This window comes from Streptomyces sp. NPDC005402, from assembly GCF_040606575.1.
Taxonomy (GTDB): Bacteria; Actinomycetota; Actinomycetes; order Streptomycetales; family Streptomycetaceae; genus Streptomyces.
Genome location: NZ_JBEXFB010000001.1, coordinates 23646 through 36162, shown reverse-complemented (window position 1 = coordinate 36162; position 12517 = coordinate 23646). Strand labels below are relative to the sequence as shown.

Below are 12517 nucleotides of genomic sequence, written 5' to 3'. Positions count from 1 at the left end.
ATCGTATGTTCGATCGCCCTGCTACGCGCAGATATGGCTGACCCTGCCGGTGTCAGGCTCGGCGCTCGCCCAGCACACAGAACTCGTTGCCCTCGGGATCCATGAGCGTCACCCACGGCTGCTCGCCCTGGCCCACGTCCGCGTGCCGGGCGCCCAGGGCCAGGAAGCGGGTGACCTCGGCCTCCTGGTCGTCCGGCCGGAAGTCGAGATGGAGCCGGTTCTTGACGGTCTTCGCCTCCGGCACCGGCACGAAGAGCAGCCCCGGCGTCCGGTCCTCCTCGGGGCGGATCTCGAACTCGTCCGGGGCGTCGCCGACCACGACCCAGCCCAGCGCCTCGGCCCACCAGCGCCCGAGGGCGACGGGATCGGCCGAGTCCACGATGACTTGCTCCCATTCCAAGGTCATGCAAGCAGCGTAGTGAAGACTGGGCCTCACGCACGTGACCGCTGAACAGGAAGGCCACCGCATGACCCGCCCGATCACCGCAGGGATCGACGGAACCGAGGAGAGTCTCGCCGCGTTGGGCTGGGCCGCACGGGAAGCGGTCCGGCGAGGCGTGGCGCTACGGGTGGTGCACGCGTGGCGGTTCCAGCCGTACGAGGGGATCGACGCGGGGGACCGGGACACCCAGGCGGGCTGGGCGCGGGACGCCGTGGCCGAGGCCGTCCGGGCCGTCACCGGCCGGCACACCGGGCTCGACGTGGACACCGACCTCGTCGAGGGCGGCAGCGTGGATGTGCTGGTCGCCGCCGCGGCCGACAGCGAACTGCTGGTTCTGGGCTCCCGAGGGCACGGGCCGGTCGTCGGCTTCCTGCTGGGCTCGGTCGGCCAGCAGGTGATCGCCGAGGCGACGCGGCCCGTCGTCCTGGTGCGGGCCGGGGACCAGGCCACCGCGGAGGTCTCCGGGCGCGAGATCGTCGTCGGCCAGGAGGGCGACCCGGAGGACAGCGCCGAGGTCATGCGGTTCGCCTTCGAGACGGCGGCGGCGCGGGGAGCGGCCGTGCGGGCCGTACGGGCCTGGACGCTGCCCCCGGTGTTCGCCTACAGCCCCGGCTCGTTGCGGCTTCTGGACGAGGCCGGCGGGCTGGAGCCGTACGAGAAGGAGGCCCTGGCCGCGGCTCTCCAGCCGTGGCGGGACCGCTTCCCCGACGTGCCGGTCGTCGAGCACGTGGAGATGGGCAGCGCGGGCCAGGTGCTGCTGTCGGTGACCGCGCGGGCCCAGCTGATGGTGGTCGGCCGCCGGGCCCGCCGTACCGCGGTGGGTGCCAGGATCGGATCGGTCGCGCACGGCGTGCTGCACCACGCGGACTGCCCGGTGGCCGTGGTGCCGCACGCCTGAGGTCACTCCGGGGTGGCGGGGGTGGGCTGGAGCGTCTCCCGGGCCGTGGGGAGGATGTTCTTGAGGTAGTCGTCCACCGCGGTGTCCAGCCCGATGTCGTGCTGGGCCCGCTCGGACAGGTACCAGCGGTGTTCCAGCAGCTCGTGGTAGATCTCGGCCGGGTCCATCGACCCGCGCATCTCGAGCGGCACGGCCCGCACCGTGGGCCGGAAGACGTCCCGTACCCAGCGGTGGGCGAGCACCTCCGGGCGGGCGCCGAGCGGGTCGCCCGGGGCGTAGTCGTCCTGGGTGGCCATCCAGCTCTCCAGGTCGTTCAGGAGCCGGCGGGCCTGGTTCTCCTCGGTGTCCAGGCCGGTCAGGCGCAGGAGCTGGCGCTGGTGGTGGCCCGCGTCCACGACCTTCGGAACGAAGGTGACCGTGTCGCCGTTCGGCGCGTGCTCGATCTGCATCTCGGCCACGTCGAAGCCGAGTTCGTTGAGCCGGCGGATCCGGCGCTCGATGTAGTGGTACTTGCCCGCCGGGTAGACGGAGCTGCGGGTCAGCTCCTCCCACAGGCTGCCGTAGCGCGCGCAGATCTCCATGCCGAACTCGATCGGGTCCACCGAGGGGTGCAGCGCCCCGGAGGCCTCCAGGTCGAGCAGCTCGCCGCTGATGTTCACGCGGGCGAGGTCGAGGTCGTAGTCCCGCTGCCCGGGGCTGAGCTGGGGATGCAGGTCCCCGGTCTCTGCGTCCACCAGGTAGGCGGCGTAGGCGCCCGCGTCGCGCCGGAACAGGGTGTTGGACAGGGAGCAGTCGCCCCAGGCGAACCCGGCCAGATGCAGACGCACCAGCAGGACCGCCAGAGCGTCCATGAGACGGTGCATGGTGGCGGGCCGCATGGTCGTCTCGAACATCGAGCGGTACGGCATCGAGCCGCCCAGATGCCGGGTGACCAGCACCGATTCCAGCGGGGCGTCCTCGGTGTCGGTGCGCCCGGTGACCACGGCGAGCGGGTCGACGGCGGGGATGGCGAGCCGGTCCAGGTCGCGCAGCAGCTCGTACTCGCGCAGCGCCGGGCGCTCGGCGAGCTCCTTCACGGCGATGACCTCGTCACCGGCGCGGGCGTAGCGCACCACGTGGCGGGATATACCGCGCGGCAGCGGGACGAGGACTTCCTCCGGCCACTGCTCCAGCGGCAGATGCCACGGCAGTTCGAGCAGGAGCGCGGGGTGCTCCGGGTTCGTCGCGCTGATCTGCAGTGCCATGGCTGGTCTGTCCTTGTCTCGCCGGTGATCGTCACCTCACCTTAGAGCGCGCGGTCCCTGGCCTGAAGTGCCGCTTCACGGACTGGACCACGGTGCACCGGCCCGTGTCCCGGCAGCAGCACCTCGCCCTCCAGCTCCGCGAACACGTCCAGCGACGCCACGGCACGCGCGCGTTCGTGGTGGAACATGTCGGGCAGCAGCTGGGGACCCGTGACCCGCGAGGTGGGGTGTCCGCTCACCAGGCCGTCGCCCGAGATCACCACGCCGCGGTCGGGGAGATGGAAGGCGCAGTGCCCGTCGGTGTGACCCGGCGTGTACACGGGCACCGGACGGCCCGGCAGATCGAGGGCGCCCTCCGCGGGGAAGGGCTGCGGGGACGCCACCGGCACATGGGCCGTGCCGCCCACCCGGATCGCGTGCACCGCCCACGGCAGGACACCGGGGCGCCAGCCGTTCTTCAGGACCGTCCCGACCGAGACCTGGTGCAGGAACTCCCGCCGTGCGTGCGGCACTTCGGCCTCGTGCAGATACACCGGCGTGCCATAGCCGGCGCGCAGGTACTCGGCGGACCCGAGGTGGTCGTTGTGGGCGTGCGTGATGAGTACGGCGGTGAGCGCCTCCGGCGAACTCCCCACCTCCGCGAGGGAGGCGAGCACCTGCTCCCGGTCGCCCGGGTAGCCGGTGTCGACCAGCGTGGCGGAGCTTCCCTCGGTCAGGATCACCCAGTTGGTGTTGCTGCCGTGCACCAGATAGGTGCCGTCCGCGACTTGCTGCACGCCCGCGCTCATGATCGCCCCGCCCGATGAGTCCCTGCACGACGGCACACAGCAAAGCAGACGCTCAGGCGATCCGGAGCGGCGGGTACCGGTCTTCCAACGGTCAACTTCCGGCGGTCAGTTCACGCGCCCGACTTCCGTGCTGACGAGGCTGCCTCCGGCACCGTCCGCCGGAGGCAGCCCCCGCGTGGGCCGAAGCAGCCGCCTCTCTGCTTCAGTGCACGCCGTGCGTGCGGAACTGGATGCTGATGCGCGGTCCCGTCGCGCGCGTGGACTTCGGTACGGCGTGCTCCCAGGTGCGCTGGCAGGAGCCGCCCATCACGATCAGGTCGCCGTGGCCGAGCGGTCGCCGCAGCGTCTCGCCGCCACCACGCGCCGGCCGCAGCAGGAGGTCGCGCGGGGCGCCCACGGAGACGATCGCGACCATGGTGTCCTGGCTCGCGCCCCGCCCGCCCCGGTCGCCGTGCCAGGCGACGCTGTCCCGGCCGTCGCGGTAGTAGCAGAGCCCGGCCGTGGTGAACGGTTCTCCGAGCTCGTCGGCGTAGTGCGCGCTGAGCGCCTCGCGGGCCTCGGTGAGCACGGGATGCGGCAGCTTGTCGCCCACGCCGTAGAAGGAGAGCAGCCGCGGTACGTCGACGACGTGGTCGTACATCGTGCGGCGCTCCGCACGCCAGGGGACTTCGGCGGCCAGCTGTTCGAACAGGGCGTCCGAGCCGCTGAGCCAGCCGGGCAGGACGTCGATCCAGGCGCCGTGGGCGAGCGTGGTGCGGCGGATTCCATCGAGCGGGCCGAGCCGGAGCTGGTCGGTCTGGTCGAACAGGGAGCCCTGGAGGTGCGCGTTCATGGATCCAGCGTACTCCTCATTCGAAAATCTGTTCCCATGAAATAGGTCGACTGTCCGACCCTTTCGATACATCGATGTATCGGATACATTCCTGTATCGAACGGAGGGCCGGACATGGCGGTGGGGAACACGACCAGGCGCGTGACCAGGCGCCGGGTGCGCACACGTGCCAATCTCCTCGACGCGGCCTTCGCGGTGTTCGCCGCCAAGGGGTTCGGGCGGGTGTCGATCGAGGAGGTCTGTGAGGCCGCCGGCTACAGCCGGGGCGCCTTCTACTCGAACTTCGACAGCCTCGACGAGCTGTTCTTCGCGCTCTACCAGCAGCGCGCCGACCTCATCGCGGAGCAGGTCTCCGGGGCGCTCGCCCTCGACGGGCCCGGCCTCGACGTGCCGGCCGCCGTCGACCGGGTCACCGAGGTGCTCCTCCTGGACCGGGACTGGCTCCTGGTGAAGACGGACTTCCTGGTGTACGCCGCCCGCGCGCCCGAGGTCGCCAGGACCCTGCTCGAACACCGGGCCCGGCTCAGGCGCGCCATCGCCGAACGGCTGGCACGCACGCGTGGCCACGCCGAACTGCCCCCCGTGCTGGTCGACGTCGAAGGTGCCGCCCACGCCGTGGTCGCCGCCTACGACGGGGTCACCGTCCAACTCCTGCTGGACGCGGACGTCGAGCGCGCCCGCGTCTGGCTGGGGCAACTGCTCACCGCGCTGCTCACCGACGGCAGCGACACCACCGTATGAGGGAAGGGACGGTCGCCATGGACGCCGACGTCATCGTCGTCGGAGCCGGGCTCGCGGGCCTGGTCGCCGCGCACGAGCTCACCAGCCGCGGCAAGAGGGTCGCGCTGGTCGACCAGGAGAACGCCGCCAACCTCGGCGGCCAGGCGTTCTGGTCCTTCGGCGGGCTGTTCCTCGTCGACTCCCCGGAACAGCGGCGCCTCGGCATCAAGGACTCCTTCGACCTCGCCTGGAACGACTGGCAGGGCAGCGCCAAGTTCGACCGCGTCGACGACGAGGACTCCTGGGCGGTGCGCTGGGCGCGCGCCTACGTCGAGTTCGCGGCGGGGGAGAAGCGGTCGTGGCTGGAGGGCCACGGCATCAAGTTCCTGCCCACCGTCGGCTGGGCCGAGCGAGGCGACCTCACCGCCCACGGACACGGCAACTCCGTACCCCGCTTCCACGTCGCCTGGGGCACCGGCACCGGAGTCGTCGAGCCCTTCGTCGGCTACGCCAAGCAGGCGGCGCGCGACGGACTGCTGACCTTCTTCCACCGCCACCAGGTCGACGAACTGGTCGTCGACGAGGGCGCCGCCCGCGGAGTGCGCGGCACCGTCCTCGCCGAGGACAACTCCGCGCGCGGGGTCGCCTCCAACCGCGACCGCGTCGGCGACTTCGAACTCACCGCCCGGGCCGTCGTCGTCACCACCGGCGGCATCGGCGCCAACCACGACATGGTCCGCCGCTACTGGCCCGAGCGGCTCGGCACCGCGCCCGCCGAGATGGTCACCGGCGTCCCCGCCTACGTCGACGGCCGGATGCTCGACATCAGCGCGGACGCGGGCGTGCGCCTGGTCAACCGCGACCGCATGTGGCACTACACCGAGGGCATCCAGAACTGGGACCCGATCTGGCCCGGCCACGGCATCCGCATCCTCCCCGGCCCCTCCTCGATGTGGTTCGACGCCCTGGGCCGGCGACTGCCCGAACCGTGCCTGCCCGGCTACGACACCCTCTCCACCCTCGAGCACCTGCGCACCACCGAGGACATCGCGGGGCACGACCACTCCTGGTTCATCCTCACCCAGAAGATCATCGAGAAGGAGTTCGCGCTCTCGGGCTCCGAGCAGAACCCCGACATCACCGCCAAGGACCGCGCGGGCTTCCTCAAGGAGCGCATCCTCGGCAAGGGCGCGCCGGGACCGGTGGACGCGTTCCTGCGCAAGGGCGCGGACTTCGTGACCGCCCCCAACCTGGAGCAGCTGGTCGAGAAGATGAACGGGCTGACGGACAAGGCACTCCTGGACGCCGACTCGGTCCGCCGCCAGATCGAGGCCCGCGACCTCCAGATCGCCAACGCTTACAGCAAGGACGCCCAGGTGCAGGGCATCCGCAACGCGCGCCGCTACATCGGCGACCGCCTCGGCCGGGTCGCCACCCCGCACCGCATCCTCGACCCCGCCGCCGGCCCCCTGATCGGCGTCAAGCTGCACATCCTGACCCGCAAGACCCTCGGCGGCATCCAGACCGACCTCGACTCCCGCGCCCTGGGCACCGACGGCAAGCCCCTCGAAGGCCTGTACGCGGCGGGCGAGGTCGCCGGCTTCGGCGGCGGCGGTGTCCACGGCTACAACGCGCTGGAGGGCACCTTCCTCGGCGGCTGCCTCTTCTCCGGACGCGCGGCGGGGCGGGCGGCGGCGAAGCAGGTCGGCTAAAGAGTCTCCGGCTTCCGAGCGCGTACTCCGGGCCGCCCGGGCGCACCCGACGCGGCCAGGGGCGTCATACCGATCGGCGGGCGCCACGGCCTCGTTCTCGTCTCCGCAGGCACTCCTCGGACCACACCACCAGGAGGAACCAGTGTCATACCCGCGCGTGCTCACCCCCGAGGAGAAGCTCGCCGACGCGAAGAAGCTGTTGAGCCTCCCGCGTATCGTCGTGATCTGCGGCTCCACCCGCTTCATGACCGAGATGAACGAGGCCGATCTGCGGGAGACCGAAGCCGGAAGGATCGTCGTCAAGCCGGGCCGTGACATGAAGTCGCCGCGCGCACTCCGGTCCGATCCTGTCGAGGCCGGGGCGCTGAAGGCCCGACTCGACGATCTGCACCGGGCGAAGATCCGGCTCGCTGACGAGGTGCTCGTGGTCGGCGACTACATCGGAGACAGCACCCGGGCCGAAATCGCCTACGCCCGGTCGCTGGGCAAGCCCGTGCGGTTCACGCACCCCGCAGTCGACCCCGACGCCTGACCGCCCGCTGCCACCTCGACAACCAGGGCCGGCAGACTGCCGTCCGACCGTCTCGCGTGGCTCCGGCCGAGGGAACCCGGGATGGGGCGCAGGTCGCGCGTGCCGCACGCGCGTGCCGCCGACCTGATCCGTCGGGCAGGCCCTACGCCTCCAACAGTCGCACCAGCACGGTGGCGTGACTCTGCTCCGGCGTCTTCGACGCGGTCAGCAGGGTCACGTCGCCCCGGCTCGCCAGCTCCCGGACCCGGTCGAGGAGTCCGGCCGCCTCCGGGTCGGCCAGCTCCGCCTCGTACCGCTCGGCGAACTCCTCGTACGAGCCCTCTCCCGCGTGGTACCAGCGGCGCAGCTCGGTCGACGGGGTGAGCGCCTTCGGCCACTCGTCGACGCGGGCCGCGTCCTTGGACAGACCGCGCGGCCACAGCCGGTCGACCAGGACGCGCACGCCGTCGGCGGGCTCGGGGGGTTCGTAGACACGGCGGATGCGCACGCTCACGGGCGGCCTCTCGACGAAGGGGTGGGTGCGTCGGGAGCGTACTGCGGAGTCCGGCGCGACTTGACCTGATCAAGGGTGAGTTGCCGGGGAGGGGGCCTTTAGTGTGAAGCCGATGTCCACCCCCCGACCCGTAGGAGAGCACGTGCCGAAGGCCGTCAGACGCACCTTCGTCCTCGTCACCACCCCCCTTGCCCTCACCGCTCTGCTCGGGGCCGCCGCGCCGTCGTCGACGGGCTCGTCCGGAGCCGGCGATCCCTACTTCCCGCTCGCCGGGAACGGCGGATACCACGTCGGCCACTACGACCTGACACTCCGTTACGACCCCGGCAGCCGTCACCTCGACGGCAAGGCGGTCCTCACCGCCCGCGCCACCCAGCGCCTGACGCGCTTCGACCTCGACTTCAAGGGGCTGACCGTCACCGGTCTGACGGTCGGTCACGCCAAGGCCGCTTTCCGCCGCGCGGGACAGGAACTCGTCGTCACCCCGCAGCGCGCGCTGCGCAAGGGGGAACGATTCACCGTCACCGTGACCTACAAGGGGAAGCCCGGCCCCGTCACCGACCCGGACGGCTCGCTCGACGGCTGGATCCCCACCGACGACGGAGCCTTCGTCGCCGGCGAACCGCAGGGCGCGATGACCTGGTTCCCGGCGAACAGCCACCCCAAGGACAAGTCGTCGTACGACTTCACGATCACCGTCCCCCAGGGGCGTACCGCGGTCGCCAACGGCGTCCTCCTCTCCCAGCGGACCACGCACGGCAGGACCACGTTCCGCTGGCACCAGAGCGAGCCCATGGCCGCCTACCTGGCCACCGCGACCGTCGGTAAGTTCAAGGTGGAGCAGTTCACCACCAGGAACGGCATCCGCGTCTACAACGCCGTCGACCCGCGCGAGGTCGCCGCCGCGGCACCCGTGCTCAAGAAGCTGCCCTCCGTCCTGGAGTGGGAGAGCAAGCTGTTCGGGCCCTACCCGTTCCGCGCCGCAGGGTCGATCGTGGACCACGCCCCGAACGTGGGCTACGCGCTGGAGACCCAGAGCCGTCCGGTCTACGACCGCGCGCCCGACCTGAGCACCCTCGTCCACGAGAACGCCCACCAGTGGTTCGGCGACTCCGTCTCGCTCACCTCCTGGAAGGACATCTGGCTCAACGAGGGCTTCGCGACCTACGCGGAGTGGCTCTACGCCGAGCAGCACGGCGGCGACAGCGCGCAGAAGACCTTCGACGAGCTCTACGCGAAGCCCGCGAGCGACGACCTGTGGGAGTTCCCGCCCGGCAATCCCGGCAGCGGCGCCAACATCTTCGGCACCCCCGTCTACGCCCGTGGAGCCATGACCCTGCACGCCCTGCGCACGGCCGTCGGCGACCGGGCCTTCTTCCTGATCCTGCGCGCCTGGGCGTCCGGGCACCGCTACGGCCACGGCACCACCGCCCAGTTCGAACGCCTCGCGGAACGCGTGTCGGGTAAGGACCTGAACGGCCTGTTCCGTACCTGGCTGGACACCCCGGGCAAGCCGAACCAGCCCTAGAACCTGACGAGTTTCTTACAAGTCTCGGCCAGAGTCGCTTCATGATCACACGCAGAACCCACGTCACCCTGCTCGCCGCATCCCTGCTTCTCACCGGATGCGGCGGCGGTGCCGTGGCCGGCACAGCGAGCGCGCCCACGCCGTCCCGGGAGCCTTCGCCGACCACTCCCTCGCCGGAGATCTCCGGCGAGGCCGCACCCCGGCAGATACCCGGCCTGGGACCGAGGACGTGGGCGAAGGTACCGGCCGGCACCCGGCAGGCCGTCGTCGTCACCGGGCGGGGCCGTGACTCGCCGGTCTCCACCGTGGTGCTCTACGAGCGCACGGCGGCCGGCTGGCAGGCAGGCGCGAGCTGGCCCGCGCACAACGCGCTCAAGGGCTGGACCGACCACCACCTGGCCGGCGACCTGCGCTCACCGATCGGCGTATACACCCTCACGGACGCCGGAGGACTGCTGAAGGACCCCGGCACCAGGCTGCCGTACGACCACGGTGTCGGCTTCACCTCGCCCGGCACGGGATTCGAGGGCGAACCGCTCGCCGGATCCTTCGACTACGTGGTCGCCATCAACTACAACCGGAAGCCCGGCACTTCACCCCTGGACTGGACCCGGCCACTGGGCGCCGGGCGCGGCGGCGGGATATGGCTGCACGTCGACCACGGCGGGCCCACCCACGGCTGTGTGAGCATCGCCGAGAAGCACATGAAGGAGCTGCTGCGCGCCCTGGAACCCGATCTCCGTCCCGTCGTCGTCATGGGCGACGCCAAGTCCCTCGCCGGCTGAAGCGCTTAGGATCCGCCGGGTGTGCGCACATGTGCTGGTTGCCGAGGACGACGAGATGCAGGCCGAACTCATACGGCGGTCCCTGCTCGCGGAGGGCCACACCGCCACCGTGGTCCACGACGGGCGGGCCGCTCTGGACGCGGTCCGACGGGTCGCCCCCGACCTCGTGGTCCTGGACCTGATGCTGCCGGTGATCGACGGCTTCGGCGTGTGCCGGGTGCTGCGCCGCGACGCGGACATCCCCGTCGTGATGCTCACCGCGCGGTCCGACGAGGACGACGTCCTGCTGGGCCTGGAACTGGGCGCCGACGACTACATGACCAAGCCGTACAGCCCGCGCGAGCTGATGGCCCGCATCCGGACCGTCCTCAGACGCAGCGGACGGGGTGCCGTGTCCGACCGGCGTGAGGATCCCGTCGTACGCGCCGGAGACCTTGCCGTCGATCCCGTACGGCACGAAGTGCGGTGCGACGGGGCGCCGGTGGAGTGCACGCCGGCCGAGTTCGAGATCCTCCTCGCCATGGCCGCCGAGCCGGAACGGGTCTTCTCCCGGCGGCAGTTGCTGGAGGTCACCCGAGGCACCGACCGGGCCTCCACCGAACGGGCCGTGGACGTGCACGTCATGAACCTGCGCCGCAAGATCGAGGCCGATCCGCGCCGCCCGGTGCGGCTGCTGACGGTGTTCGGCGTGGGCTACAAGCTCAGCGGCGGCCGAGGATGAGCGCTCGGATACCCCTGCACAAGCGGCTGCTGGTCCGCCTGCTGATCACGTCCGGGCTCATCGCCGTGTGCTCGGTGGCCGCGACGGCCTGGCTGGCCGTGGCGACCACCACCCAGGCCCTGCGCGAGGAACAGGGGCAGGCACTCGCCGACGACATGGACGTCCTCGCCGAGCTCAGCGGATACGCGGCGACCCATTCGGACTGGTCGGAAGCGGCGCGCACGGTACGGGAGTTGTCGGCGAAGACCGGCCGCCGTATCGCCCTGACCACCTCGGACCGCCGGGTCATCGCCGACTCCGCGCCGCCCGGTACCTCCCTGCCACCGAGTGCGGCCGCCGCTGTCGACCCCCTGCACACCGACACCTACAGCGAGCGCGGCGCGCAGATCCCCGGCATCGACCCGCGAGCGGTGGGCCCGTACCGGCTCCCCGAGGCGGAACGCCGCAAGGTCGCCGCCCTGGCCGGCAAGCGCCGGCTCTGCTTCTCCCAGCAGGGTGTGGAGACCAGCCTGCGCCGCACTCCGAGCGGGCGGACGGTCCTCATCGATCCGGACAGCGGCTCCACGCCCGACTACGTGCCCGACGCCTGCGCCGACGGACTGCTCAACACACCCACCCCGACGGAGGAGAGGGGGACGAAGGCGCTCCAGGGGCTCGCCCGTGACTGCCTGGCCAAGGCGGGACTGGGCGCCGGGTATGCCGCGCTGCTGGGAGGCGAACTGGGCGGGGCGGACATGCGCGAGCTTCTGCCGACCAAGCTCGGCGACAAGGAGGCGCGCCTGGCCCAGCCCTGTCTCGACCAGGCCCGCCGTGCCCAGCTCGACCCGTACGTGGCACCGGTGGCCGAACTCTTCCTGGGCACCGGGGACACACCCGCCGTGCTGTTCGACATGTCCCCGGCCAACAAGGCCAAGGTCGTCGGCACCGCGTCTCTCGTGCTCGCCGTCACCGTCGCCGCGACGGCCCTGGTCGCCTCCCGGCTGGTGCGGCCGCTGCGCGCGCTCACCTCGGCGGCCCAGCAGCCGCCCGAACTCCATGTGCGGGTGCCCGTCACCACCCGGGACGAGACCGGCATCCTCGCCGTCGCCTTCAACGACCTGACCGAGCGCCGCGAGCGCCTCGAAGCCCAGCGCAAGGCCATGGTCAGCGACATCGCCCACGAACTGCGCAGCCCGCTCACCAACATCCGCGGCTGGCTGGAGGTCACCCGGGACGGTGTCGTCGCTCCCGACCCCGCCCTGCTCGCCTCCCTGCACGACGAGGCCCTCGTCCTGCAGCGCGTCATCGACGACCTCCAGGACCTCGCGGACGCCGACGCCGGCACCCTGCGCCTGCACCGGGAGCCCGTCCGCTGCGACGAACTCCTCCAGCAGGTCGCCGCGGCCCACCGCGTCGCCGCCGACGCGGCCCGGGTCGCGCTGCGCACCGACGTCGACGGCGAGCCCTGGCTCGACGCCGACCCGGTCCGCATGCGGCAGGCGCTCGGCAACCTGGTGTCCAACGCGCTGCGCCACACCCCGGCCGGCGGCACGGTCGCCCTGTCCGCGCGCCGGGACGGCGACGACCTCGTCCTGGAGGTCGCGGACACCGGCACCGGTATCGCGTCCGACGAACTGCCGCACGTCTTCGACCGGTTCTGGCGCGCGGAGAAGTCCCGCAGCCGTCGTACCGGCGGCTCCGGCCTGGGCCTCCCCATCGTCCGGCACCTGGTAGCGGCCCACGGCGGAACGGTCGTGGCGGCCAGCGAGCCCGGCACCGGCAGCGTCTTCACCCTGCGGATGCCCGGGGGCCCGGCGCCCCGGCCGGACGCCTGATTCCCCTC

Annotated in this window: 13 protein-coding genes; 8 read left to right on the top strand and 5 right to left on the bottom strand. The window is 71.7% G+C overall.

The features are described from left to right. Positions 1 to 52: 52 nt before the first annotated feature. A complete protein-coding gene (locus tag ABZT02_RS00195) occupies positions 53 to 406 on the bottom strand; it encodes a VOC family protein (protein ID WP_356012634.1) in 354 nt (117 codons plus the stop codon). Positions 407 to 467: 61 nt separating this feature from the next. Between ABZT02_RS00195 and ABZT02_RS00190 the strand changes: the two genes are divergently transcribed. Then, on the top strand, positions 468 to 1340 hold the full coding sequence (locus ABZT02_RS00190) for a universal stress protein (protein ID WP_356012632.1): 873 nt from the start codon (positions 468 to 470) through the stop codon (positions 1338 to 1340). Between the two features lie 2 nt (positions 1341 to 1342). On the opposite strand, the gene ABZT02_RS00185 is transcribed toward ABZT02_RS00190, so the two are convergent. From ABZT02_RS00185 to ABZT02_RS00175, 3 genes are all read right to left on the bottom strand, one after another. Further along, on the bottom strand, positions 1343 to 2584 hold the full coding sequence (locus ABZT02_RS00185; RefSeq protein WP_356012631.1) for a DUF4032 domain-containing protein: 1242 nt from the start codon (positions 2582 to 2584) through the stop codon (positions 1343 to 1345). Positions 2585 to 2625: 41 nt separating this feature from the next. Further along, positions 2626 to 3372 carry an MBL fold metallo-hydrolase gene (locus ABZT02_RS00180; RefSeq protein WP_356012629.1) on the bottom strand — a complete coding sequence of 249 codons (747 nt, stop codon included), beginning with the start codon at positions 3370 to 3372 and terminating at the stop codon, positions 2626 to 2628. Between the two features lie 202 nt (positions 3373 to 3574). After that, entirely contained in the window at positions 3575 to 4204 is a 630-nt protein-coding gene (locus ABZT02_RS00175) for an alpha-ketoglutarate-dependent dioxygenase AlkB (RefSeq protein ID WP_356012627.1), read from the bottom strand. A gap of 114 nt (positions 4205 to 4318) precedes the next feature. On the opposite strand from ABZT02_RS00175, the gene ABZT02_RS00170 reads away from it, so the two are divergent. The 3 genes from ABZT02_RS00170 to ABZT02_RS00160 all read left to right on the top strand — a co-directional run bounded on the left by ABZT02_RS00170 (position 4319) and on the right by ABZT02_RS00160 (position 7168). Next, positions 4319 to 4945 carry a TetR/AcrR family transcriptional regulator gene (locus tag ABZT02_RS00170; RefSeq protein ID WP_356012625.1) on the top strand — a complete coding sequence of 209 codons (627 nt, stop codon included), beginning with the start codon at positions 4319 to 4321 and terminating at the stop codon, positions 4943 to 4945. A gap of 17 nt (positions 4946 to 4962) precedes the next feature. After that, positions 4963 to 6636 carry an FAD-binding dehydrogenase gene (locus tag ABZT02_RS00165; RefSeq protein WP_356012623.1) on the top strand — a complete coding sequence of 558 codons (1674 nt, stop codon included), beginning with the start codon at positions 4963 to 4965 and terminating at the stop codon, positions 6634 to 6636. 142 nt (positions 6637 to 6778) lie between these two features. After that, positions 6779 to 7168, top strand: coding sequence for a hypothetical protein (locus tag ABZT02_RS00160; RefSeq protein ID WP_356012621.1), 390 nt, complete (start codon positions 6779 to 6781; stop codon positions 7166 to 7168). A 142-nt stretch (positions 7169 to 7310) separates the two neighbouring features. On the opposite strand, the gene ABZT02_RS00155 is transcribed toward ABZT02_RS00160, so the two are convergent. Then, positions 7311 to 7661 carry a DUF488 family protein gene (locus ABZT02_RS00155; protein ID WP_356012620.1) on the bottom strand — a complete coding sequence of 117 codons (351 nt, stop codon included), beginning with the start codon at positions 7659 to 7661 and terminating at the stop codon, positions 7311 to 7313. Between the two features lie 112 nt (positions 7662 to 7773). Here ABZT02_RS00155 and ABZT02_RS00150 point away from each other — a divergent pair, with 112 nt between their 5' ends. Genes ABZT02_RS00150 through ABZT02_RS00135 form a run of 4 tightly spaced genes read left to right on the top strand, consistent with a single transcriptional unit; the run spans position 7774 to position 12509 of the window. After that, positions 7774 to 9189, top strand: coding sequence for a M1 family metallopeptidase (locus tag ABZT02_RS00150; RefSeq protein ID WP_356012618.1), 1416 nt, complete (start codon positions 7774 to 7776; stop codon positions 9187 to 9189). A 41-nt stretch (positions 9190 to 9230) separates the two neighbouring features. Next, entirely contained in the window at positions 9231 to 9974 is a 744-nt protein-coding gene (locus tag ABZT02_RS00145) for a L,D-transpeptidase family protein (protein ID WP_356012616.1), read from the top strand. A 19-nt stretch (positions 9975 to 9993) separates the two neighbouring features. Continuing rightward, complete coding sequence (locus tag ABZT02_RS00140; protein WP_356012615.1) at positions 9994 to 10695, top strand: response regulator transcription factor; 702 nt, start codon at positions 9994 to 9996, stop codon at positions 10693 to 10695. Next, entirely contained in the window at positions 10692 to 12509 is a 1818-nt protein-coding gene (locus ABZT02_RS00135) for a HAMP domain-containing sensor histidine kinase (protein WP_356012613.1), read from the top strand. Before ABZT02_RS00140 ends, ABZT02_RS00135 begins: the two co-directional genes overlap by 4 nt. The last annotated feature ends 8 nt before the right edge of the window (positions 12510 to 12517 follow it).

Coding starts and splice junctions, on each gene's coding strand:
- ABZT02_RS00195 (WP_356012634.1), bottom strand. CDS start 406: ATGACCTTGGAATGGGAGCAAGTCATCGTGGACTCGGCCGATCCCGTC.
- ABZT02_RS00145 (WP_356012616.1), top strand. CDS start 9,231: ATGATCACACGCAGAACCCACGTCACCCTGCTCGCCGCATCCCTGCTT.
- ABZT02_RS00190 (WP_356012632.1), top strand. CDS start 468: ATGACCCGCCCGATCACCGCAGGGATCGACGGAACCGAGGAGAGTCTC.
- ABZT02_RS00185 (WP_356012631.1), bottom strand. CDS start 2,584: ATGGCACTGCAGATCAGCGCGACGAACCCGGAGCACCCCGCGCTCCTG.
- ABZT02_RS00170 (WP_356012625.1), top strand. CDS start 4,319: ATGGCGGTGGGGAACACGACCAGGCGCGTGACCAGGCGCCGGGTGCGC.
- ABZT02_RS00175 (WP_356012627.1), bottom strand. CDS start 4,204: ATGAACGCGCACCTCCAGGGCTCCCTGTTCGACCAGACCGACCAGCTC.
- ABZT02_RS00150 (WP_356012618.1), top strand. CDS start 7,774: ATGTCCACCCCCCGACCCGTAGGAGAGCACGTGCCGAAGGCCGTCAGA.
- ABZT02_RS00165 (WP_356012623.1), top strand. CDS start 4,963: ATGGACGCCGACGTCATCGTCGTCGGAGCCGGGCTCGCGGGCCTGGTC.
- ABZT02_RS00180 (WP_356012629.1), bottom strand. CDS start 3,372: ATGAGCGCGGGCGTGCAGCAAGTCGCGGACGGCACCTATCTGGTGCAC.
- ABZT02_RS00135 (WP_356012613.1), top strand. CDS start 10,692: ATGAGCGCTCGGATACCCCTGCACAAGCGGCTGCTGGTCCGCCTGCTG.